The sequence below is a fragment of the Noviherbaspirillum pedocola genome (assembly GCF_016632335.1).
Lineage (GTDB): Bacteria > Pseudomonadota > Gammaproteobacteria > Burkholderiales > Burkholderiaceae_D > Noviherbaspirillum_A > Noviherbaspirillum_A pedocola.
Window position 1 is genome coordinate 201,778 of sequence record NZ_JAEPBG010000001.1, and the last position, 20,911, is coordinate 222,688.

The following is a 20,911-nucleotide window of genomic DNA, read 5'->3' on the forward strand; positions in this document are numbered from 1 at the left end:
ATCTGAACATGGATTTCTCTATCGCCGCCATCCTGGCGCAGGACGGCATTACCAGCGGCGCGGTCTATGCGCTGCTGGCGCTGGCGCTGGTGCTGGTGTTTTCGGTCACGCGCGTGATCTTCATCCCGCAGGGCGAATTCGTTTCCTATGGCGCGCTGACCATTGCCGCGCTGCAGTCGGACCGCTTTCCGCAAACGGCCAGCCTGCTGGTTGCGCTTGGACTGGTGAGCTTCGTGCAGCAAGCCTGGAACACGCTGTCCAATGCCGAGCTGCGCCGCGGCGCCGGCAGGACGCTGCCGCTGGCCATCATCAAGTTCCTGGTGCTGCCGGCGGCAGTCTGGTTCGCCACCCGCGCCTTCGGCCATGCGTCGCTGCCGATGCCGCTGCAGGTGCTGCTGACGCTGGCCATCGTCACGCCGATGGGCCCGATGATCTATCGCCTGGCCTTCCAGCCGCTGGCCGAATCGAGCGTGCTGGTGCTGTTGATCGTGTCGGTCGGCGTGCATTTCGCCATGACCGGCCTGGGTCTGGTGATGTTCGGCGCCGAAGGCTCGCGCACCGCGGCGTTTTCCGATGCGCAGATCACGATCGGCTCGCTGGCGATTTCGGGCCAGAGCATCGTGATCCTGGCGGTGGCGGCGATCCTGATCGCTGCGCTCTACCTGTATTTCGAGCGCACCCTGTCGGGCAAGGCCTTGCGCGCCACCGCGGTGAACCGGCTCGGCGCGCGCCTGGTCGGCATCGGCACCAAGGAAGCCGGACGGCTCGCCTTCACCGTGGCTGCCGCAATGGGCGCGCTGTGCGGCGTGCTGATCGCGCCGCTGACCACGGTGTATTACGACAGCGGATTCCTGATCGGCCTGAAGGGCTTCGTCGGCGCCATCATCGGCGGGCTCGGCAGCTATCCGATCGCCGCGGCCGGCGCGCTGCTGGTCGGCCTACTGGAATCGTTTTCCTCGTTCTGGGCTTCGGCGCTGAAGGAAGTCATCGTGTTCACCCTGATCATCCCGGTGCTGCTGTGGCGCTCGCTGACCTCCAAGCATGTCGAAGAGGAGGACGAATGATGAACCGCATCGCCTTCCTTGCCTTCGTCATCGTCATGGCGCTGCTGCCGGTGCTGCCGACGCCGGAATTCTGGATCACGCTGGCCAATTACATCGGCCTGTACGCCATCGTCGCGCTCGGCCTGGTGCTGCTGACCGGCGTGGCCGGCCTCACCTCCTTTGGCCAGGCGGCCTTCGTCGGCCTTGGCGCCTATGCCACCGCGTGGCTCGGCACGCAGTTCGGCGTCTCGCCCTGGCTGGGCCTGCTGGCTGGACTGGCCATCACCGCTATCGCCGCGCTCACCATAGGCGCGATCACGATGCGGCTGTCAGGCCACTATCTGCCGCTGGGCACCATCGCCTGGGGCCTGTCGCTGTTCTTCCTGTTCGGCAATCTCGACTTCCTCGGCAAGTACGACGGCATCAACGGCATCCCGCCGATCACGCTCTTCGGCCACGACATGAACAGCGGCCGTGAAATGTTTTACCTGATCTGGTTCGTGGTGATCGTCGCCGTGATCGCGCTGGCCAACCTGCTTAACTCGCGCCCGGGGCGCGCAATCCGCGCGCTGCGCGGCGGCGGCGTGATGGCCGAAGCCATGGGCGTGAACACCGCGTGGATGAAGGTCGCGAGCTTCGTGATCGCGGCGCTTTTGGCAAGCATTTCCGGCTGGCTGTATGCGCACCTACAGCGCGCGGTGAACCCGACGCCCTTCGGCCTGAACCAGGGCATCGAGTACTTATTCATGGCCGTCATCGGCGGCGCCGGCCACCTGTGGGGCGCGGTGCTCGGCGCGACTGTGCTCACGATCCTGAAGGACCAGCTGCAAACCGTGCTGCCGCGCCTGCTGGGCGCGAACGGCAACTTCGAAACCATCGTGTTCGGCCTCCTGATGGTGCTGCTGCTGCAACGCGCGCGCGAAGGCCTGTGGCCGTATGTGCGCCGGCTGTTTCCACAGCGGCCGCAGGCCGTGGCGCCGGAAGCCGCGCCTGCGCTGAAGAAACGCGCCCAACCTGAGCCGGGCGGCGTGGTACTGCAGGTGGACCGCGCGCGCAAGCAGTTCGGCGGCCTGGTCGCGGTCAACGACATGCAGTTCGAAGTGCGCTCCGGCGAGATCATGGGCCTGATCGGCCCGAACGGCGCCGGCAAGTCGACCATGTTCAACCTGGTCACCGGCGTACTGCCGGTGACCAGCGGCGAAATCCGCTTCGCCAGCGACGGCGCGCTGCGCCGCATCGACCGCATGCCTTCGCGCAGCATCGTGCGCCTCGGTATTGCACGCACCTTCCAGCATGTGCGCCTGATGCCGGGCATGACGGTGCTGGAAAACGTGGCCATCGGCGCGCATCTGCGCGGCAGCCATGGCGATGTCGCGGGCCTTGCCACCGGCATCCTGCGTTTGAACCGCGCCGAAGAAGACGCGCTGCTGTTCGAAGCGAAGACGCAGCTCGAGCGCGTCGGTCTTGGGCACATGCTGTATGAGGAAGCCGGCAGCCTGGCGCTGGGCCAGCAGCGCATCCTCGAGATCGCCCGCGCGCTGTGCTGCGATCCGACGCTGCTGCTGCTCGACGAGCCGGCCGCGGGCCTGCGCTACAAGGAAAAGGTGGCGCTGGCGGAATTGCTGAGGAAGCTGCGCGCCGAAGGCATGAGCATTCTGCTGGTCGAGCATGACATGGATTTCGTGATGAATTTGACCGACCGCCTGGTGGTGATGGAATTCGGCACCAAGATCGCCGAGGGTCTGCCTGAAGAAGTGCGTCAGAGCCCGGCGGTGCTGGAAGCCTATCTCGGCGGCATAGATTGAACGCACAAGCAATGAGCACACCCATACTCGAAGTGACCGACCTGCATGTGGCCTATGGCAAGGTCGAAGCGCTGCACGGCGCCAATCTCACCGTGCATCCGGGCCAGATCGTCACCGTGATCGGCCCCAACGGCGCGGGCAAGTCGACGATGATGAACGCGATTGCCGGCGCGCTGCCAGCCAACGGCGCCATGCGCGGCTCGGTACGGCTGGATGGACATGATATGGCCGGCGTGGCCATAGAAAGCCGCGTTGCGCGCGGCATGTGCCTGGTGCCCGAGACGCGCGAACTGTTTGCCACGATGAGCGTGGAAGACAATCTGCAGCTCGGCAGCTACCGGCGCTACCGCGCGCGCGAGCGCGGCCACATGGATCAGCTCGATGAAGTCTATCGCCTGTTCCCGCGCCTGAAGGAGCGGCGCAAGCAGGACGCCGGCACCCTGTCCGGCGGCGAGCGGCAGATGCTTGCCGTGGGCCGCGCGCTGATGGCCAAGCCGAAGCTGCTGATGCTGGACGAGCCGTCGCTGGGTCTGGCGCCGCTGATCGTGAAGGAAATTTTCCACATCATCGTTGGCCTCAAGGCCACCGGCGTTGGCATCCTGCTGGTCGAGCAGAATGCGCGCGCGGCGTTGCAGGCGGCCGATCATGCCTATGTGCTGGAGACCGGCGACATCGCCATGGAAGGCCCGGCGGCGCAGCTGGCGAATGATCCGAAAGTGATTGATACCTATCTTGGGTTGACGCGGAAAGCGGAAGGGTGAGCGGTTCTACGACCCCAGCTGTTGCGCAAACTCTCGCAACCAGGGGTCGATATGAGCAAGATCGAAGGTCCCGGCTTCCAGCATTGCAATCATCTCGGCGTGGATTTGCAAAGGCGCCCTGCGCAAACGCCAGCCATTGATTCTTAGAAAGACGTCCACGACCGCAAAGGCAATGCGCTTGTTGCCGTCCACGAAAGGATGATTGATCGCGAGACTCTCGAACAGGGCAGCTGCTTCGGCAAGGATATCGGCGTAGTAGCCGGACTGAGGACGGAACAGCGCAGCTTCCAATGCAGCAGGATCGCGCAAGCCCTTTGCTCCGCCGTAGCGCTGCAAAAGCAGCGCGTGCATGCCCAATACATCGCTAACCCTGAGGTAATCGCGGCGGGACATGGTGGTTTACTTGGCGAGTTCTCGATACAGGCTATCGAATTCTTCCAGGCTGGATGCAAAAGCGTCCATCACATGCTTGCGTCCCCCGCCCTCCTGCTGGCGCTCGACATACTCGCGCAGGGCATCATCCATCACAGCCTGAACTTCGCGTCCCTGATCCTTCGCTATCTGCCGCAACTTCTCCAGGAGTTCTGGCTCAGCTTGAGAAACAAAGCTTTCGCGCACCGGGTTTGCCATGGGTATCTCCATTCTTGGATCGACGGGCCATGATAATTCAAACGGGTGGTCGTTGGCTTGCGGCATGGGCCTCACAGCAGGCCAAGGCCAAGGCAACGGTCATTCGTCCACCAACCTGTAAGGCGCAGAGGTGAGCGGTTTCCCAGCGCCGCCTACCTCTGCATCGCCTCCCACACCTTCTGCAGCCGCTTCGTCGACACCGGCATCGGCGTCCTCAGCTCCTGCGCGTACAGCGACACCCGCAATTCTTCCAGCAGCCAGCGGTACTCGACCATCTTCGGATCGCGCGCCGCCGCGCCCTTCTGCGCGCGCTGCCAGGGCGCGGCAGCAGCCTGCCATTCGGCCATGAGCTTCGCATCACGCGCCGGGTCGGCGCGCAGCTTGTCCAGGCGCACATTGATCGCCTTCAGATAACGCGGGAAATGCGCGAGCTGCGCATAGTCGTTGTCGGCGATGAAGCGCTTGGCCACCAGCGCCGCGAGCTGCGACTGCATATCAGCCACGGCCTGCGCATGCGCGCGCGCGCCCTGCAGCTTCTTCGGCAGCGCATGGTATTCGGCCAGGATCTGCGACGCCAGCCGCGCGATCTCGTTGACCAGCAGACCGACCCTGCCCTTGCCCGCTTCCTTCCTGGCATTGAATTCCTCGGCATTCTTCGGCAGCGGGTCCTGCATGCAGGCGCGCTCGATGCCGGCGCGGATGATCTGGTCGCGCAACTCCTCCTGCGTGCCCAGGGCCATGAATTGCATGCCCATCGCCTGCAGCCCCGGAATGTTTTTTTCCAGGAAGCGGATCTGCTCCTTCAACTGCAACGCGAACAAGCGCAGCAGGCCGTCGTGGTGGATGCGCGCGGCTTCAGCCGGATCGTCAAAAACTTCGAGTTCGCAATGGCTGCCCCGATCCACCAATGCCGGAAAGCCGATCAAAGTCTGCTTGCCCTGCTGGATTTCCAGCAGCTCGGGCAGTTCGCCGAAGGTCCATGAGATCAGGTTCTGATAGGCGCCGGGCTTGCCGTCATCCCTGGTCGCTTCGACTCTGCCGGCTTTGGCGCTCTGCCCGCCCTTGCCCGGCTTGCCGTTCGGTACCGTAACCTGCGCCGTGCCATCCGCATCGCCATCCGTGATCGCGGCCTCGGCGGTGAGTTTCTGGAATTGCTCGCGCGCGCGGCCGCCGAGTTCGGCCTGCAGCGCGGCCAGGTTGCGGCCCATGTCGAGCTGACGGCCATGCTCGTCGATCACCTTGAAGTTCATGAAGTGATGGGCCGGCAGCGTCTCGAGCTTGAAGTCGGCAATCTTTACCATCACGCCGGTCTGCTCGCGGATATCGGCAATCAATGCGTCGAGCAGTTCGCCGCGGCCGTAGAGCTTGCGCGCTTCGATGCGGTCGACGAAGCCGGCCGCATACTCGGGCAGCGGCACGCAATGCCGCCGCAGCTTTTGCGGCAGCGACTTGATCAGCAGATGCACCTTCTCCTTCAGCATGCCCGGCACCAGCCAGCCGGCGCGCTCGGCTGAAACCTGGTTCAGCGCATACAGAGGCACGGTGAGCGTGACGCCATCGCGCGGCGCGCCGGGCTCGAAGTGGTACGACAGTCCCATTTCGATGCCGGCCACACGCAAGTTCTTCGGAAACAGCTCGGTAGTGATGCCGGCCGCTTCATGCCGCATCAGGTCTTCGCGGTTCAGGTACAACAGCTTCGGATTCTCGGCCGCTTCCTTGCGATACCAGGATTCAAAAGTCGCGCCGGCATGCACATGCTCGGGCAGATGCTGATCGTAGAAGGCTTCGATCAGGTGCTCATCCACCAGCACATCAAGGCGTCGTGACTTGTGCTCGAGATTTTCGATCTCGCGCATCAGCTTCAGGTTGTGCGCGAGGAAAGGCGCGCGCGTGTCGAACTCGCCGCCGACCAGCGCTTCGCGGATGAAGATTTCACGCGCATGCTGCGGATTGAACGCGCCGTAGCGTACCCGGCGCTGGCTGTAGACCACCAGGCCATACAGCGTCGCGCGCTCCGAAGCCACCACCTGCGCGCCGCGCTTTTCCCAGCGCGGCTCGCCATGCGAGCGCTTGAGCAGATGGCCGCCGATGCGCTCCAGCCACTCCGGCTGGATCTGCGCCACAGTGCGCGCATACAGCCGCGAGGTTTCCACCAGCTCGGCCGCCATCATCCAGCGGCCTGCCTTCTTCTGCAGCGGCGAGCCGGGCCAGATATGGAACTTGATGCCGCGCGCGCCGAGGTAAATGCCATCCTCTTCCGACTTGAAGCCGATGTTGCCCAACAGGCCCGTCAGCAGCGCCGTGTGCAATTGCTCATAGGTCGCCGGTGCGCCGTTCAAGCGCCAGCCCTGCTCTTTCACCAGCGTCATCAGCTGGCTGTGCACATCGCGCCATTCGCGCAGCCGCAATTGCGACAGGAAGTTGGCGCGGCAATTGTCCTGCAGTTGGCGGTTGCTCTTCTTGTGGTCGATCGCGTCCTCGAACCAGGCCCAGATCTTCAGAAAGCTGTTGAACTCGGACTTGTCGTCGGCGAACTTCTTATGCGCCTGGTCCGCCGCGGCCTGGGCTTCGATCGGCCTGTCGCGCGGGTCCTGCACCGACAGCGCTGAGGCAATGATCAGCATCTCAGTCAGGCAATCGCTGGCTTGCGCGGCGAGGATCATGCGGCCCACGCGCGGATCGAGCGGCAGCTTGGCAAGCTGCTTGCCCAGCGGCGTGAGCGCATTGGCTTCATCGACTGCGCCCAGTTCCTGCAGCAATTGATAGCCGTCGGCGATCGCGCGGCCCGGCGGCGGCTCGATGAAGGGGAAGGTCTCGACATCCGTCAGGCGCAGCGACTTCATGCGCAGGATGACCGCGGCCAGGGACGAGCGCAGGATCTCGGGGTCGGTGAATTTCGGGCGCTTCCCGAAATCCTCTTCGTCATACAGCCGTATGCACACGCCCGCGGCGACGCGGCCGCAGCGGCCGGCGCGCTGGTTCGCCGCCGATTGCGCCACCGGCTCGATCTGCAATTGCTCGACCTTGTTGCGGTAGCTGTAGCGCTTCACGCGCGCGGTGCCGACGTCGACCACGTAGCGTATGCCCGGCACCGTCAGCGAAGTTTCGGCGACGTTGGTGGCCAGCACGATGCGGCGCGCGTTCGACGGCTTGAACACCCGCTCCTGCTCTTGCGCGGATAGCCGCGCGAACAGCGGCAGGATCTCGACATGCGGCGGATGATGCTTGCGCAGCGTCTCGGCGGCATCGCGGATCTCGCGCTCGCCGGGCAGGAACACCAGCACATCGCCGGGACCGAGGCGGCACAGCTCATCGACCGCGTCGGCGATGGCATCCATCAGCTCGCGCGCGCCGCGCTCCTTCTGGGCTGCGGTCTGCTGCGCCGCGCCGGGCCGGTTTGCGGCCTCTTCCGGCTCGACCGGGCGGTAACGAATCTCGACCGGATACAGCCGGCCCGAGACTTCGATGACTGGGGCCGGCCGCTCGGGTGAACCAAAGTGGCGCGCGAAGCGCTCGGCATCGATGGTGGCCGAGGTGATGATGATCTTCAGGTCCGGCCGGCGCGGCAGCAATTGCCGCAGATAGCCGAGCAGGAAATCGATGTTCAGGCTGCGCTCGTGGGCCTCGTCGATGATGATGGTGTCGTAGGCCTTCAGGAGCGGATCGGTCTGCGTCTCGGCCAGCAGGATGCCGTCCGTCATCAGCTTGACCCAGGCGCCGCGGGTCAGGTTGTCATTGAAGCGCACCTTGAAGCCGACATGCTCGCCCAAAGGCGTGCCGAGTTCCTGCGCGATGCGGCGCGCGGTGGACGATGCGGCGATGCGGCGCGGCTGCGTATGGCCGATCAAGCCCCGCTCGCCGCGACCGAGCGCGAGACAGATCTTCGGCAATTGCGTGGTCTTGCCCGAGCCGGTCTCGCCGGAGACGATGATGACCTGGTGCTTGTCCAGCGCCGCCATGATTTCCTCACGGCGGCCGGAGACTGGCAGCTCTTCGGGAAAGGTGATGGCAGGCAGTGGATTGCGGACTGGCGATGCGGAGGTTTTCCGGAGCGCTTCGCCCTGAGCTTGGTTCTGCATGAAATTCCTGAATACCGGATGCGGGCTTGTTGGCTGGCATCCTCGCTCTGATTGAAAAACGGGTTTGTTCTTTCTGGCGAAGCAAGGGCTCTGTTTCGCGGTGTGTAGGGCGGGCGCAGCCCACGCGTAAAAATCGGTCTGGGTAACGCGTGGCCTGCGCCCACCCTACGATGGAGACCTCCATGATCGCGCCAATGGAAAACCTGATGGCCGCCGTTTCATTTTGGCGTAAAGGCCTTCCTGTTCGTTCGCATTGAACCCGAGACTCATGCAATCAGCCAAAGGTCCATGCGCAAAGGCGTCGATTGCCTGGAGCCATGTCTTGCGCGATTGCCTTACTGACTTGCTTGCCCGAGGCCTGACCTCGCCCGGCCGAATTATAATGCCGCCCATGGATAACCCCCTTCAGTTCGTACAGTGGCTGCGCTCGGTCGCGCCTTACATACATGCCTTCCGCGGCAAGACCTTCGTCGTCGCCTTTCCCGGCGAGCTGGTGACCGCTGGCGCCTTGCCCGTGCTGGCGCATGATCTGTCGCTGCTGCATGCGCTCGGCATACGCGTGGTGATCGTGCACGGGAGCCGGCCGCAGGTCGAGGAACAACTGGCGCTGCGCAATGTGCAGCCGCATTATCACAACGGCATACGCATCACCGATGCCGCGGCGATGGAATGCGCCAAGGAAGCCGCCGGCGAATTGCGCCTGGATATCGAAGGCGCTTTCAGCCAGGGCCTGCCGAACACGCCGATGGCGCATGCGGAAATCAGCATCATCTCCGGCAACTTCGTCACCGCGCGGCCGGTCGGCATCATCGACGGCGTCGATCTGCAGCTGACCGGGGTTACGCGCAAGATCGCATATGAGACCATTCACCCGATTCTCAATGCCGGCGGCCTGGTGATGCTGTCGCCGCTGGGCTTTTCGCCGACCGGCGAAGTGTTCAACCTGACGATGGAAGACGTGGCGATGTCGGCCGCGATCGCGCTGCGCGCGGACAAGCTGATCTTCATCACCGAGACGCCGCTGATGTGCGACGCCACCGGCGCGGAAATCCGCGAAGTCTCGGCGCATCAGGCGCGCGCCATCATCGAAAGCGGCTGCCTGCCGCCGGACGCGGCCTTCTACCTCGAGCATGCGATACAGGCCTGCATGAAGGGCGTGCCGCGGGCGCATATCGTGCCGTATGCAATGGATGGCTCGGCGCTGCTGGAACTGTTCACCCATGACGGCGTGGGCACGATGATCTCTTCCGAGCGACTCGAGACGCTGCGCGATGCGGACATCGACGACGTCGGCGGCATCATCAAGCTGATCGAACCGCTGGAAGCCGATGGCACGCTGGTCAAGCGCGGCCGCGAGCTGATCGAGCGCGAGATCGGTTACTTTTCCGTGATCGAGCACGATGGGGTGATCTTCGCCTGCGCCGCGCTGTATCCCTTCCCCGAAGAGAAGATGGCGGAGATGGCATGCCTGATCGTCAATCCCGAAGTGCAGGGACAAGGCGATGGCGAGCGCATGCTGAGCCACATGGAAAGCCGGGCCCGCGCCGCCGGCTTCAGGAAGCTGTTCGTCCTGACCACGCGCACCGCGCACTGGTTTTTGAAACGCGGCTTCGTGCTGGCCGGCGTCGAAGACCTGCCGAAGAACCGCAAGCACATGTACAACTGGCAGCGCCGCTCACAGGTGCTGATCAAGAATCTTTAACCGATGGAGAATACGATGGCCCGCATGGTCCACTGCATCAAACTCAACCGCGAAGCCGAAGGCCTGGATTTCCCACCCTACCCGGGCGAGCTCGGCAAGCGCATCTATGACAACGTGTCCAAGGAAGCCTGGGCCGGCTGGATCAAGCATCAGACGATGCTGATCAATGAAAACCGCCTGAACCTGGCCGACGTGCGCGCGCGCAAATACCTGGCCACGCAGATGGAACGCCACTTCTTCGGCGAAGGCGCGGACATGGCGCAAGGCTACGTGCCGCCGGCGGACTGAGCCTGCCGCACCGGCCCGTTCGCAATGGACGGGTCTTTTGAATCTTCTCCGAACAGGGCCGCCCTTTCTTCCTCGCGGCCCTTGTTGTTGCGCAGCGTCTTCGTCATCTGCGCAGGCCTTGAAACAGTGGCGCTCACTGCTGGCTTAGCAATAGGCCACGCTCTCTACATATGGCTCTGCGACAGCGCCGCGACCTCATGGTGGCCCTGCTTGCGCGGCGTGCATCAGAGCGGTCCGGCCTTTCTCAACGTAATTCGATAGCCTTGCATGCACATTCGCCTTCGCCGCAAGCAGCGCCTTGACGACCTCGGCATGTCCGCTGTACGCCGCCTGCATCAAGGGGGTCAAGCCTTCCTTATTACCGATGCCCCCCGCCCTCAACTCCACCTTGGCGCCCGCCTTCAGCAAAGCGCGCGGCATCGGCATGACCGCGTTTCGCCGCCAGCATCAATGCCGTCAAGCCGCTCTTCGCCTCCACCGCCGCCGCGCTCGCCTGGCGCGTGGCCAGCATCGTCGCGAGCAGGCCGACGTCGCCATTGCGCGCGGCATCGAAGAAGGCTTGCGGCGTTTCGACCGAGCGGATTTGCAGTTGCGGTGCGCCCGCCGGCGGGGGATTGGCCGCGCGTTGCTGACTCGCGGCGGGAAGGATGTTCGAGGAATACTGCGGCTGCGTGCGGCTGGCTTGCATGATCGGTGCTCCTCCGCCTGGTCAGGGTTCGTGGAATGCCAACGCGTCCGCATCGCGGTAGCGGCGAGGCGGGCCTGAGTGATCGGAGGAGGAGGCGCGTTGAAACGAGGCGCTGCGGGCGCAGCGCGGGGGAGCGTTCAGCGCGCGGCCATGCGGAGATATGGCCGGCGCCGTGCGTTCAGAGTAGAAATGGCATCGATCAGAACTGCAGGGTTTTCACGCCGTCTTCCATGCCCAGCAGCGCGACATCCGCGCCGCGTCGTGCGAACAGGCCTACGGTGACCACACCGACGATGTTATTGATGTCGTTTTCCATTGCGGCCGGATCGGTGATGGACAACCCCGAAACGTCGAGGATGTGGTTGCCGTTATCGGTGACCAGCGGCTGGCCATCCTTCATGCGCAGCTTCACCTGTCCGCCAAGCGCGCCCAGGCGGCGCGCGACCACTGCGCCAGCCATCGGTATCACTTCCACCGGCAAGGGAAACTTGCCCAGCGTCTTCACCAGCTTCGAGCCGTCGGCGATGCAGACGAACTGGTCGGCAACCGAGGCGACGATCTTCTCGCGCGTCAATGCGCCGCCGCCGCCCTTGATCATCGCACCCGACTCGACAATTTCATCAGCGCCGTCGATGTACACCGGCATCGTGCTGACTTCATTCAGGTCCAGAACCGGTATGCCATGCGAGCGCAGCCTAGCGGCGGTCGCCTCGGACGATGCCACGGCGCCGGCTATGCGGCCGCGCATGGCGCCGAGCTCATCGATGAAATAGTTCGCGGTGGAACCGGTGCCCACGCCGATGATGGCGCCTTCCACCACGTACTCGAGCGCCGCGCGCGCCACTGCCTGCTTCAGTTCGTCCTGGGTCATGATTGTCGTTGCTGCACTAGGGGAAAAGGGGAAAAGCCGGCATTGTACGCTGCACGACCTCCCGACCTACCCACCCATACGGACCGATGACGGCATACAGGAATCCATACCGCCCTATATGCCTGTATCTTCCTCATGCCCGATGCGCGGATACACCCGTACCAGCACGATGCGCGGGCCGTTCATCTTCTTCACCACCAGGTCGAACTGCGAAAACGCGATCTTCTGACCCTCGCGCGGTATTTCGCCGAGCTTTTCCATGATCAGGCCGCCGACCGAGTCGGCTTCTTCCAGATCGACTTCCTCGTTCTCGACATCGATGCCGAGCGCGCGCTCGAGCGTGAAGATCGGCAGGCTGCCCTTGCCCATCAGCGTGCCGTCGTCCAGGCGGGTCCAGTCGTTGTCGCTTTGCCGGAACTCGTCGCGAATCTCGCCGACCAGCGCGCCGAGCAGATTGTCCAGCGTCAGGAAACCGACCGGCTTCTGGCCCTTTCTGCCGACCACGGCAAAATGCGGCGCGCCGGTGCGGAAGCGGCGCATCAGTTCCACCGCCGGCATGCGCGGCGACACATGCACTACCGGGCGCAGGAAGCTGTCGAGCTCGGTGACCCGCTTGCCATCCTGCTCGGCCAGGAACAGGTCCTTCAGGTGGATCACGCCGAGCACGTCGACGCCGTTCTCGGCGAAATACGGATAGCGGCTGTAGCGGGTGCGGTAGACCGTGGCCAGGTTTTCCTCAAGCGCGCGGCCGCGTCGCAGCGAGGCGATTTCATGGATGGGCCGCATCAGGTCGGAAACCTCGAGCTCGCCGAAATCCAGCGTCTGCGCCAGCACATTCCATTCATCACGGTTGAACTTGCTGCCGCTGCGGCTGCTGCGCAGGATCAGCTTCAGTTCATCGGCGGAATATTGCGCATCGTGCCCGGGCGAGGCATGCAGGCCGAACAGGCGCAGCACGCCGTTGGCGCTGGCATTCAATATCCAAATGATCGGATACATCAGCCAGTAGAAGCCGTACAGCGGCGTGGCGGTCCACAGGCCGATGTGCTCCGGATAGCGGATCGACATCGACTTCGGCGCAAGTTCGCCGACGACGATGTGCAGGAAGGAAATGACGAAGAAGGCGAAGAAGAAGGACACGCCGTGGATGATCTGCTGCGAGGTCACGCCCAGGGCCGTGAACGCGCCGCTCAACAGGTCGGCGAAGGCCGGCTCGCCGATCCAGCCCAGGCCGAGCGAAGCCAGCGTGATGCCGAGCTGGCAGGCCGACAGATAGGCATCGAGTTGCCCATGCACACGGGCCAGCAGACGGCCGCGCACGCCCTGGGTCTTGGCGATGGCACGCACCCGGGTCTGGCGCATCTTCACCAGCGCGAATTCGGCCGCCACGAAAAAGCCGTTCAGCGCCACGAGCAGCAGCGCCAGCACGACCAGCAAAAGATTGAACATGCAGGAAAGGCGTGTTGAAAAATGCGCATTATCCGGGACTTCGCGAGGGTTTGCTCGTTTTCCGCGCGTCGGCGCCGTTTGCGCGCAAGCGGGGCCGGTACCGCCGGAAACGCTCTAAAATTCGCAACACACTTACAACAAGGAACCACGATGGAGAACCTGAAACCGTTTCACCTGGCCTTCCCGGTGCGCGATCTCGAGGAAGCGCGCCGCTTTTACGGCGGCGTCATGGGCTGCGCCGAAGGCCGCAGTTCGGAGGAATGGATCGACTTCGATTTCTATGGCCACCAGATCGTCGCGCACCTGGCGCCGGCCCGGCATGATGCGCCCGATTCCAACGAGGTCGATGGCAAGCATGTGCCGGTGCCGCATTTCGGCGTGGTGCTCGGCATGGAGGAATGGCGGCAACTGGCCGATCGTCTCGGCAAGGCAGGCGTGAAGTTCGAGATCGAGCCCTACATCCGCTTCCAGGGCCAGGTCGGCGAGCAGGCGACGATGTTCTTCTATGATCCCAGCCACAATGCGCTCGAGTTCAAGGCCTTCGCCGACATGAGCCAGCTGTTTGCGAAGTAATACCCATCCCATCAGGAAGGATCGAACAGATTGAAGGCATCCGCCTGCGTGTCGGCAGCCGGGGCGAAAGCCCCGCCAACACGCAGGCGGATACGCAGGGTCATGCCCTGGCCGGGCGCGGTAATGAGATCGAACTGACCGCCAAGCGCATGCACTCGCTCGCCGATGCCGGCCAGGCCGAATGCATTCGGCTTGCGGCAGGCGTGCGCCAGTGCGCCGACGCCATCGTCGGTGATCGTCATCATCAGTTCGTCCCCGGCGCGCTCGAGTGCGATCTGCACCCGACTGGCAGACGCATGCTTGAGCACATTGTTCAGTGACTCCTGCACGATGCGAAACAGCGCGGTGGCAATGCGCTCGTCAAGCGTGATGGCATCGCTCGCCCACAGCAGATCGCATTGGATGCCGGTGCGCTGCTGGAATTGCTGCACCTGCCATTCGATGGCGGCGTCGATGCCCAGGTCGAGCACCGGCGGGCGCAAGTCATTGATGATGGCGCGCATGGCTGCCATGGTGCTGTCGATCTGCTGCAGAGCGAGGGCTGTGCGTGCATGCAGCAGCGCATGTGCGGGCGTGCGGGCGTGCAGCATGGCCGCGTCCAGGCGCAGTGCCAGCAGGGTCTGTCCCAGGTCGTCGTGAATTTCGCGCGCGATGCGCTTGCGTTCCTGTTCCTTGATCGCTTCCCGATGCTCGGCCAGCTGGCGCAGGCTCAGCTCCGCAGCCTTGCGCTCGCTGATGTCCTTTGTGATGCCGCGATAGCCAAGAAATGCGCCGGCGTCATCAAACAGCGGCTCGCCGCTGACGCTGACCCAGAACATCCTTTCGGTCTGGCTGCGCACCGGATATTCGAAGTTGCGAAATGGCTGCCGCGCTTCGACCAGCTTGCGGTGCGTGGCCATCTCCGGCGCGGAAAAGCCGGCTTCGACGATTTCCCAGCGGGTCCGGCCAATCACCAGGTCCAGCAGGCCGGGATTTTCCCGCACCATCCTTCCGGCCATCATCGTGAAGCGCAAGCCCGCATCCTGTTCCCAGTACCAGTCGGAAGACATGTCGACCAGGTGTCGAAAACGTTCCTCGCTGTCGCGCAGCCTGGCGTTGACATCGGCCAATTGCCGGGCGCGCCGGTGCAGCACGATCAGATAGCTCATTGCCATGAGCGTGGCCAAAGTCCCTACCGCGAGCAACAGCAGCGAACCAATATGTGACTTGAGGCAGGACTTGGCCCGACCGGAAACCACGACGCGCCAGCTGGCGTCGGCAATCCTGAGCTCATGCGCAAGCTCATGAGTCGGCGTGTCATAAAGCCAGCCGGCATAGCGGGAGCTGTCTTCGTGTTCCGTGGTTTTCCATTGATACACGAGACTTTCGTTCGGGTTCGGTGCGCCGGCATACAGGCTGATGGAAATGCTAGGCCCCTCCAGCAAACTGGCCGAGGCCAGCACACGCTCGAAGAATTCCGGCGCATGAAACCCGGCAACGGTAAAGCCAGTGATGTCACCATGCGCGGCCTGCTCGGAATGACGGTGCGCGCCCTTGCGGTACACCGGCGCAAACACCAGGAAACCCTGGGGTTTAACGGGCATCTGGATCATGCCGAACAGCCGCGTCGACGCCGGCATGCCCGTCTGCTGCGCCCGATGCGCCGCCTCATCCTGCACGCCCACTGACCGGGTGTTCAAACCGAGCAGGATTTCATTGCCAGTGGCCGGTTCGATCTCTTCGATCACCCGGTACGAACTCTCGGGTCGAGCTGGCATATATGTGCCGTCCTGCAACCGGTCCCTGATCACATAATTCGGATAACGCCGACGCATGCGCCTTTCGAACGCGGCTCTTTCGCTATCGGGAATGATGCGCTGATAAGCGAAGGCGATGAAGTAAGGATGGACTTCCCGAACCGGGCGCACGAAGGCCTGAAATTGCTCCGGCGTGACATTGTCAACCGTCGCGAACCAGCGGTTGACCGAATGAATCGCCTCCATCGCATTGTTCACACCGATTTGTACCGCCGTGAAACGGCGCGCCGCATATTCCTTGAACTGACTTTCTTCCTGCTGGTATTCGAGCCGGCTGACGAGAACAAACAGCGTAGCGTTGGCGGAAAGCCCAGCCAGCAGCGCGAACAGGGCCGGCAATGGAAACCGCGCAAAGCGCAAACCTGATCGCAACATGAATTCCTCCAATGGCGCTGAAGGCTTCAAACATGGGCGTCGAACATGAGCGTCGCAGCAGCGGCGCAAATACATTGCAAGGCTGGCTGCGCCATCGCTGGCGGGAGATTGAGGCTGGATTGTAGGGCAGGAAAAACGGTCTCTCTACCGGAATGCCCGGACTAGGGACTTTTTTATGCGAAATGTTGCGCATCCGCGCATTGCTTGCATGCGCACCTACGAAAATCGATCAGTCGTGCGCATTGCACATTATCGCGGGCGGCGCGGCAGAGCGGCCGCCCGCGCGGTTTCATACCGTACCGGACATGCGCAAACCGGCTGCGGCACGTGCCAGCGCGGTGATCTTGTCCCAGTCGCCGGCCTGCACCGCGGCCTTGGGCGTAAGCCAGGAACCGCCGACGCAGGCGACATTGCTGCAGGCGAGGAATTCCGCAGCCGTGGCTTGCGAGATGCCGCCAGTGGGACAGAACGCCACGTCCGGCAGGGGGCCGGCGATCGCATTGAGCATGCCGATGCCGCCGGCCGGCACCGCGGGAAACAGCTTCAATTGTCGAAAGCCTGCTTCGCGCGCGGCCATTACTTCGGACGGCGTCATTACGCCAGGCAACAGCGGCAGACCGCTGGAGCGGGCTGCGCCGATCAGCGTGGGCGTCAAGCCCGGCGATACGCCAAACACCGCACCAGCAGCCAGCGCCGCATCGAATTCTTCTGGCCGGGTCAACGTGCCGACGCCGACGATCGCCTCCGGCACCGCCTCGGAAATCGCGCGGATCGCCGGCAAGCCATGCGGCGTGCGCAGCGTGACTTCCAGCACGCGGATGCCGCCTTCGACCAGCGCGCGCGCCAGCGGCACGGCGTGGGCCAGTTCATCGATCGCGATCACGGGGATCACGGGGCAGGCCTTCATGATGTCGATGACGCTCATCTTCTCTTTCATTGTTCGCTCTCGTTGTCTGGTTGCGTTTTCTGCTCAACGCGGATTGATTGCGGAATTGGTCACGACGGTGTCTTCGTCGCTGAATTCCTTTTCGCTGTTGTTGCCGCCCGGCTGGTTGATCAGCAGATCCGAAGGCTCTTCCAGCGGCGGCAGGCTGAAGTTGGCCGCGCCCTCTTCCGCGCTGGACACATGCTGGCGGAACACGGCAAACAGCTCGCGGCCAAAGCCGGTATGGTTCGACGACAGGTCCGCCGCTTCGCTGCCGCGCGCCGCCCATTGCTCCTGCGGCACCAGGGCTTCGAGCGTGCCGGCCTCGGCGTCGAGCCGGATCATGTCGCCGGTGCGTACCCGGCCGAGCGGACCGCCGGCCAATACTTCCGGCGACACATGGATCGCCGCCGGCACCTTGCCGGACGCGCCGGACATGCGGCCATCCGTCACCAGCGCTACCTTGCGACCCTTGTCCTGCAGCACGCCGAGCGCCGGCGTGAGCGAATGCAGTTCCGGCATGCCGTTGGCGCGCGGACCCTGGAAGGTCACCACGGCGACGAAATCGCGGTCGAGCTTGCCGTCGTGGAAGTCCTGCAGGAATGCGTCCTGCGAATGGAACACAATGGCCGGCGCTTCGATGACCCGGTATTGCGGCTTGACCGCCGACACCTTGATTACCGAGCGGCCGAGGTTGCCCGTCATGAGCCGCAGCCCGCCTTCGCTCGAGAATGGGTTAGCCGCCGGACGCAGCACGTTCTCATCGCCGCTCTTTTCCGGCGCGTCACGCCACTGCAGTCGGCCGTCGATGAAGAGCGGTTCCGTCGCGTGGCGGCGCAGCCCTTCGCCGAGGATGGTCTTCACATCCTCGTGCAGCAGGCCGGCGTCAAGCAGTTCGCGGATGACAAAGCCTGTGCTGCCGGCGGCATGGAAATGGTTCACATCGGCTTCGCCGTTCGGGTACACCCGCGCCAGCAGCGGCACGATCGCCGAGAGTTCGCTGAAGTCGTTCCAGTCGATGACGATGCCGGCCGCGCGGGCGATCGCTACCAGGTGCATCGTGTGATTGGTCGAGCCGCCGGTGGCATGCAGCGCGACGATGGCATTGACGATGGCCTTTTCATCGACGACATGGCCGACCGGCAGATATTCGCCGCCGCCGTCGGCAATGCGCACCGCGCGCCGCGCCGCCTCGGCGGTCAGCGCATCGCGCATCTCGGTGTACGGCGGAATGAAGGCTGCGCCCGGCAGATGCAGGCCCATGACTTCCATCAGCATCTGGTTGCTGTTGGCGGTGCCGTAGAAGGTGCAGGTGCCGGGACCGTGATAGGACTGCGATTCGGCGTCGAGTAATTCCTCGCGCGAGAGCTTGCCCTGCGCATACAACTGGCGAATGCGCGACTTCTCGGAATTGGCCATGCCGGTGCTCATCGGTCCGCCCGGCACGAAGATCGCCGGCAGATGTCCGAAGTGCAGCGCGCCGATCAGCAGGCCCGGCACGATCTTGTCGCAGATGCCGAGGTAGAGCGCCGCATCGAACATGTTGTGACTCAGGGCCACGGCGGTGGCCATCGCGATCGTGTCGCGCGAGAACAGCGACAGCTCCATGCCCGGCTGGCCTTGCGTGACACCGTCGCACATGGCCGGGGTGCCGCCGGCGAACTGGGCCACGCCGCCAGCTTCGCGCGCGGCTTCCTTGATGATCTTCGGAAAATGCTCGAAAGGCTGGTGCGCGGAGAGCATGTCGTTGTACGAGGAAACAATCGCCACCGACGGCTGCTTCTGCTCGCGCAGCACCAGCTTGTCGTTCTTCGGGAAGGCAGCAAAGCCGTGGGCGAGATTCGTGCAGCCGAGCGCGCCGCGCTGCGGGCCATTCCTGCGCGCCAGTTCCAAGCGCTGCAGATAGGCGCTGCGCCAGGGTCGGCTGCGCTGGGCGATGCGGTTCGTGACCGCAATCAGGACGGGATTCTTCGGCATGATGGTTCCGTGCAAAAAAGGTACTGAAATAATACTACAAAAATGACGAGGTCCGTCGCATCATGTCTGAGGCAACGAAACCTTGATCGATCGCAAGAAATAACAGCAGCCTTGTCAATCTTCTCTCTTCCCTCTATATTTGCCGGGCAAGCTACCTGTTCGACAACAAAGCCGGTAAAAATTCCTCATGTAGTGAAATTACCTAAAGTTGCTGTATAGTTATCGAAATATCATTTTCATTGCCGATCATGTCCGATTCCAGCTTCGCCAGCAGCACACCATCCGCCTCCCCGACCGCCGCCTCTTCCGTCGCCTGGCAGGCGCTGCAGCAACATGCCGATGCAACGCGCGGCCTGCAATTGCGGCAGGCTTTCGCCGAGCATCCCGAGCGCTTCGATGCGCTGTCCGAGCAGGCCGCGGGCATCTTCCTCGACTATTCCAAGAACCTGGTCACTGAAGACACCATGCGTCTGCTGTTTTCGCTGGCGCGCGAGCGCGGCGTGGAAGCGCGGCGTGACGCGATGTTCGGCGGCGAGCGCATCAACAACACCGAAGACCGCGCAGTGCTGCATGCCGCGCTGCGCGCGCCCCGTGAAGTAGCCGGCGCCACTGTCGATGGACGCCCGGTCGGCGCCGAGGTGCACGCGGTGCTGGACCGACTTGGACAGTGCGCCGAATCCATCCGTTCCGGCGCCTGGACCGGCTACACCGGCAAAGCGATCACCGACGTGGTCAACATCGGCATCGGCGGCTCCTACCTCGGACCGAAGATGGTGTGCCAGGCGCTGCGCACGTTCGCGCATCCGCGCCTCTCCATGCACTTCGTGTCCAACGTCGATGGCCACGACCTCGATGCGCTGCTCACCCGGGTAAATCCCGAGACCACGCTTTTCATTATTGCCTCCAAGACCTTTACTACCCAGGAAACCATGATGAATGCGCAATCGGCGCGCTCCTGGTTTCTGCAGCATGGCGAAGAAAAGGACTTGGCAAAACATTTCGTTGCGGTATCGACCAACACCGAGGCCGTCACCGCCTTCGGCATCGATCCGGCCAACATGTTCGGCTTCTGGGACTGGGTCGGCGGACGTTATTCGGTGTGGTCCGCGATCGGCCTGCCGGTGGCGATCGCGGTGGGCGCCGACGGCTTCCGCGAATTCCTGGCCGGCGCGCATGCGATGGACGAGCATTTCCGCGCCGCGCCGCTGGAGCGCAATCTGCCCGCGATCCTGGCCCTGATCGGCATCTGGAACCGCAACTTCCTCGGCATGAGCTCGATCTCGATCGCGCCCTACCACCAGGATCTGGCCAGCCTGCCCGGCTATCTGCAGCAGCTCGAGATGGAAAGCAATGGCAAGCACGTCGACGCCGACGGCAAGCCGCTAACCGTTGCCACCTGCCCGGTGATCTGGGGCGACACCGGCACCAATGGCCAGCACGCCTACTTCCAATTGCTGCACCAGGGCACGGACGTGATTCCGGTCGATTTCATCGCCTCGCTCGCCGCTGCGCATGCGCTGCCCGGCCACCAGGAAGCGCTGCTGGCGAACTGCTTCGCGCAGTCCGAAGCGCTGATGCGCGGCAAGACCGAGGACGAGGTGCGCGCAGAACTCGCCGGCCAGAACATGTCCGCCGAGCGCATCGCCGCGCTCGCGCCGCACCGCACCTTCCCCGGCAACCGGCCGAGCACCATGCTGCTGCTCGATGCGCTGACCCCGGCCAGCCTGGGCGCGCTGATCGCGCTGTACGAGCACAAGGTCTTCGTGCAGGGCGTGATCTGGGGCGTGAACAGCTTCGATCAATGGGGCGTCGAACTCGGCAAGGTGTTGGCCAAGACCATCATGAACGAGCTGGTCGCCGGCCCGAATACGAAGGCCCACGACGCTTCCACCAATGGCCTGATCGCGCGCGCCCGCGCCGCGCTGTCGCAGCCTTCCAACTGAGCGAAC

18 protein-coding genes are annotated in these 20,911 nt (G+C 63.7%); 7 read left to right on the forward strand and 11 right to left on the reverse strand.

Annotated elements, in window-relative coordinates; genetic code table 11:
* Positions 1 to 8 precede the first annotated feature (8 nt).
* Genes JJB74_RS00930 through JJB74_RS00940 form a run of 3 tightly spaced genes read left to right on the forward strand, consistent with a single transcriptional unit; the run spans position 9 to position 3,609 of the window.
* Positions 9 to 1,064 carry a branched-chain amino acid ABC transporter permease gene (locus JJB74_RS00930; protein WP_200589757.1) on the forward strand — a complete coding sequence of 352 codons (1,056 nt, stop codon included), beginning with the start codon at positions 9 to 11 and terminating at the stop codon, positions 1,062 to 1,064.
* Positions 1,061 to 2,848, forward strand: a complete 1,788-nt coding sequence (locus tag JJB74_RS00935; protein WP_200589759.1) for a branched-chain amino acid ABC transporter ATP-binding protein/permease — start codon at positions 1,061 to 1,063, stop codon at positions 2,846 to 2,848. The genes JJB74_RS00930 and JJB74_RS00935 overlap by 4 nt, the downstream gene beginning before the upstream one ends.
* Before the next feature lie 11 nt (positions 2,849 to 2,859).
* Positions 2,860 to 3,609: an ABC transporter ATP-binding protein gene (locus tag JJB74_RS00940; RefSeq protein WP_200589762.1), complete on the forward strand. Its 750-nt coding sequence runs from the start codon at positions 2,860 to 2,862 to the stop codon at positions 3,607 to 3,609.
* A 6-nt stretch (positions 3,610 to 3,615) separates the two neighbouring features.
* On the opposite strand, the gene JJB74_RS00945 is transcribed toward JJB74_RS00940, so the two are convergent.
* The 3 genes from JJB74_RS00945 to hrpA form a co-directional block, all read right to left on the reverse strand.
* Entirely contained in the window at positions 3,616 to 4,002 is a 387-nt protein-coding gene (locus tag JJB74_RS00945; protein ID WP_200589765.1) for a type II toxin-antitoxin system death-on-curing family toxin, read from the reverse strand.
* Between the two features lie 6 nt (positions 4,003 to 4,008).
* Positions 4,009 to 4,239 (reverse strand): hypothetical protein, encoded by a 231-nt coding sequence (locus JJB74_RS00950; protein ID WP_200589767.1) that lies wholly within the window; start codon positions 4,237 to 4,239, stop codon positions 4,009 to 4,011.
* 152 nt (positions 4,240 to 4,391) lie between these two features.
* Positions 4,392 to 8,318: an ATP-dependent RNA helicase HrpA gene (hrpA, locus tag JJB74_RS00955; protein ID WP_200589769.1), complete on the reverse strand. Its 3,927-nt coding sequence runs from the start codon at positions 8,316 to 8,318 to the stop codon at positions 4,392 to 4,394.
* A 391-nt stretch (positions 8,319 to 8,709) separates the two neighbouring features.
* On the opposite strand from hrpA, the gene argA reads away from it, so the two are divergent.
* Both argA and JJB74_RS00965 read left to right on the forward strand, forming a co-directional pair.
* A complete protein-coding gene (gene argA, locus JJB74_RS00960; protein ID WP_200589772.1) occupies positions 8,710 to 10,020 on the forward strand; it encodes an amino-acid N-acetyltransferase in 1,311 nt (436 codons plus the stop codon).
* A gap of 15 nt (positions 10,021 to 10,035) precedes the next feature.
* Entirely contained in the window at positions 10,036 to 10,308 is a 273-nt protein-coding gene (locus JJB74_RS00965) for an oxidative damage protection protein (protein ID WP_200589774.1), read from the forward strand.
* Here the strand turns inward: JJB74_RS00965 and JJB74_RS33640 are convergent.
* The 5 genes from JJB74_RS33640 to JJB74_RS00985 form a co-directional block, all read right to left on the reverse strand.
* The gene (locus JJB74_RS33640; protein WP_267913118.1) at positions 10,287 to 10,415 is read right to left on the reverse strand and encodes a hypothetical protein; all 129 of its coding nucleotides are present in this window, start codon (positions 10,413 to 10,415) and stop codon (positions 10,287 to 10,289) included. The two genes, JJB74_RS00965 and JJB74_RS33640, sit on opposite strands and share 22 nt — an antisense overlap.
* Positions 10,416 to 10,503: 88 nt before the next feature.
* Positions 10,504 to 10,734: an ankyrin repeat domain-containing protein gene (locus tag JJB74_RS34135; RefSeq protein ID WP_407672245.1), complete on the reverse strand. Its 231-nt coding sequence runs from the start codon at positions 10,732 to 10,734 to the stop codon at positions 10,504 to 10,506.
* Positions 10,667 to 10,996, reverse strand: a complete 330-nt coding sequence (locus JJB74_RS00975; protein WP_200589778.1) for an ankyrin repeat domain-containing protein — start codon at positions 10,994 to 10,996, stop codon at positions 10,667 to 10,669. Before JJB74_RS00975 ends, JJB74_RS34135 begins: the two co-directional genes overlap by 68 nt.
* Before the next feature lie 199 nt (positions 10,997 to 11,195).
* The gene (gene rpiA / locus JJB74_RS00980; RefSeq protein WP_200589781.1) at positions 11,196 to 11,867 is read right to left on the reverse strand and encodes a ribose-5-phosphate isomerase RpiA; all 672 of its coding nucleotides are present in this window, start codon (positions 11,865 to 11,867) and stop codon (positions 11,196 to 11,198) included.
* A gap of 114 nt (positions 11,868 to 11,981) precedes the next feature.
* Positions 11,982 to 13,316 carry a hemolysin family protein gene (locus JJB74_RS00985; protein WP_200589783.1) on the reverse strand — a complete coding sequence of 445 codons (1,335 nt, stop codon included), beginning with the start codon at positions 13,314 to 13,316 and terminating at the stop codon, positions 11,982 to 11,984.
* Between the two features lie 150 nt (positions 13,317 to 13,466).
* On the opposite strand from JJB74_RS00985, the gene JJB74_RS00990 reads away from it, so the two are divergent.
* Positions 13,467 to 13,889: a VOC family protein gene (locus JJB74_RS00990; RefSeq protein WP_200589785.1), complete on the forward strand. Its 423-nt coding sequence runs from the start codon at positions 13,467 to 13,469 to the stop codon at positions 13,887 to 13,889.
* Positions 13,890 to 13,900: 11 nt separating this feature from the next.
* On the opposite strand, the gene JJB74_RS00995 is transcribed toward JJB74_RS00990, so the two are convergent.
* The 3 genes from JJB74_RS00995 to edd form a co-directional block, all read right to left on the reverse strand.
* Complete coding sequence (locus JJB74_RS00995; protein WP_200589788.1) at positions 13,901 to 16,060, reverse strand: sensor histidine kinase; 2,160 nt, start codon at positions 16,058 to 16,060, stop codon at positions 13,901 to 13,903.
* 289 nt (positions 16,061 to 16,349) lie between these two features.
* Positions 16,350 to 16,997: a bifunctional 4-hydroxy-2-oxoglutarate aldolase/2-dehydro-3-deoxy-phosphogluconate aldolase gene (gene eda / locus JJB74_RS01000; RefSeq protein WP_407672246.1), complete on the reverse strand. Its 648-nt coding sequence runs from the start codon at positions 16,995 to 16,997 to the stop codon at positions 16,350 to 16,352.
* 33 nt (positions 16,998 to 17,030) lie between these two features.
* Positions 17,031 to 18,962, reverse strand: a complete 1,932-nt coding sequence (edd, locus tag JJB74_RS01005; RefSeq protein WP_200589790.1) for a phosphogluconate dehydratase — start codon at positions 18,960 to 18,962, stop codon at positions 17,031 to 17,033.
* Between the two features lie 248 nt (positions 18,963 to 19,210).
* Here edd and pgi point away from each other — a divergent pair, with 248 nt between their 5' ends.
* A complete protein-coding gene (gene pgi / locus JJB74_RS01010) occupies positions 19,211 to 20,905 on the forward strand; it encodes a glucose-6-phosphate isomerase (protein WP_200589791.1) in 1,695 nt (564 codons plus the stop codon).
* Positions 20,906 to 20,911 lie beyond the last annotated feature (6 nt).

What these genes read in the sequence shown, in the direction of transcription:
- JJB74_RS34135 (WP_407672245.1), bottom strand. Translation starts at nt 10,734, where the DNA reads ATGCCGATGCCGCGCGCTTTGCTGAAGGCGGGCGCCAAGGTGGAGTTG.
- pgi (WP_200589791.1), top strand. Translation starts at nt 19,211, where the DNA reads ATGTCCGATTCCAGCTTCGCCAGCAGCACACCATCCGCCTCCCCGACC.
- edd (WP_200589790.1), bottom strand. Translation starts at nt 18,962, where the DNA reads ATGCCGAAGAATCCCGTCCTGATTGCGGTCACGAACCGCATCGCCCAG.
- JJB74_RS00950 (WP_200589767.1), bottom strand. Translation starts at nt 4,239, where the DNA reads ATGGCAAACCCGGTGCGCGAAAGCTTTGTTTCTCAAGCTGAGCCAGAA.
- JJB74_RS00965 (WP_200589774.1), top strand. Translation starts at nt 10,036, where the DNA reads ATGGCCCGCATGGTCCACTGCATCAAACTCAACCGCGAAGCCGAAGGC.
- JJB74_RS00945 (WP_200589765.1), bottom strand. Translation starts at nt 4,002, where the DNA reads ATGTCCCGCCGCGATTACCTCAGGGTTAGCGATGTATTGGGCATGCAC.
- rpiA (WP_200589781.1), bottom strand. Translation starts at nt 11,867, where the DNA reads ATGACCCAGGACGAACTGAAGCAGGCAGTGGCGCGCGCGGCGCTCGAG.
- JJB74_RS00985 (WP_200589783.1), bottom strand. Translation starts at nt 13,316, where the DNA reads ATGTTCAATCTTTTGCTGGTCGTGCTGGCGCTGCTGCTCGTGGCGCTG.
- JJB74_RS00930 (WP_200589757.1), top strand. Translation starts at nt 9, where the DNA reads ATGGATTTCTCTATCGCCGCCATCCTGGCGCAGGACGGCATTACCAGC.
- argA (WP_200589772.1), top strand. Translation starts at nt 8,710, where the DNA reads ATGGATAACCCCCTTCAGTTCGTACAGTGGCTGCGCTCGGTCGCGCCT.
- JJB74_RS00935 (WP_200589759.1), top strand. Translation starts at nt 1,061, where the DNA reads ATGATGAACCGCATCGCCTTCCTTGCCTTCGTCATCGTCATGGCGCTG.
- JJB74_RS00940 (WP_200589762.1), top strand. Translation starts at nt 2,860, where the DNA reads ATGAGCACACCCATACTCGAAGTGACCGACCTGCATGTGGCCTATGGC.
- JJB74_RS33640 (WP_267913118.1), bottom strand. Translation starts at nt 10,415, where the DNA reads ATGACGAAGACGCTGCGCAACAACAAGGGCCGCGAGGAAGAAAGGGCG.
- JJB74_RS00990 (WP_200589785.1), top strand. Translation starts at nt 13,467, where the DNA reads ATGGAGAACCTGAAACCGTTTCACCTGGCCTTCCCGGTGCGCGATCTC.
- eda (WP_407672246.1), bottom strand. Translation starts at nt 16,997, where the DNA reads ATGAAAGAGAAGATGAGCGTCATCGACATCATGAAGGCCTGCCCCGTG.
- JJB74_RS00995 (WP_200589788.1), bottom strand. Translation starts at nt 16,060, where the DNA reads ATGTTGCGATCAGGTTTGCGCTTTGCGCGGTTTCCATTGCCGGCCCTG.
- hrpA (WP_200589769.1), bottom strand. Translation starts at nt 8,318, where the DNA reads ATGCAGAACCAAGCTCAGGGCGAAGCGCTCCGGAAAACCTCCGCATCG.
- JJB74_RS00975 (WP_200589778.1), bottom strand. Translation starts at nt 10,996, where the DNA reads ATGCAAGCCAGCCGCACGCAGCCGCAGTATTCCTCGAACATCCTTCCC.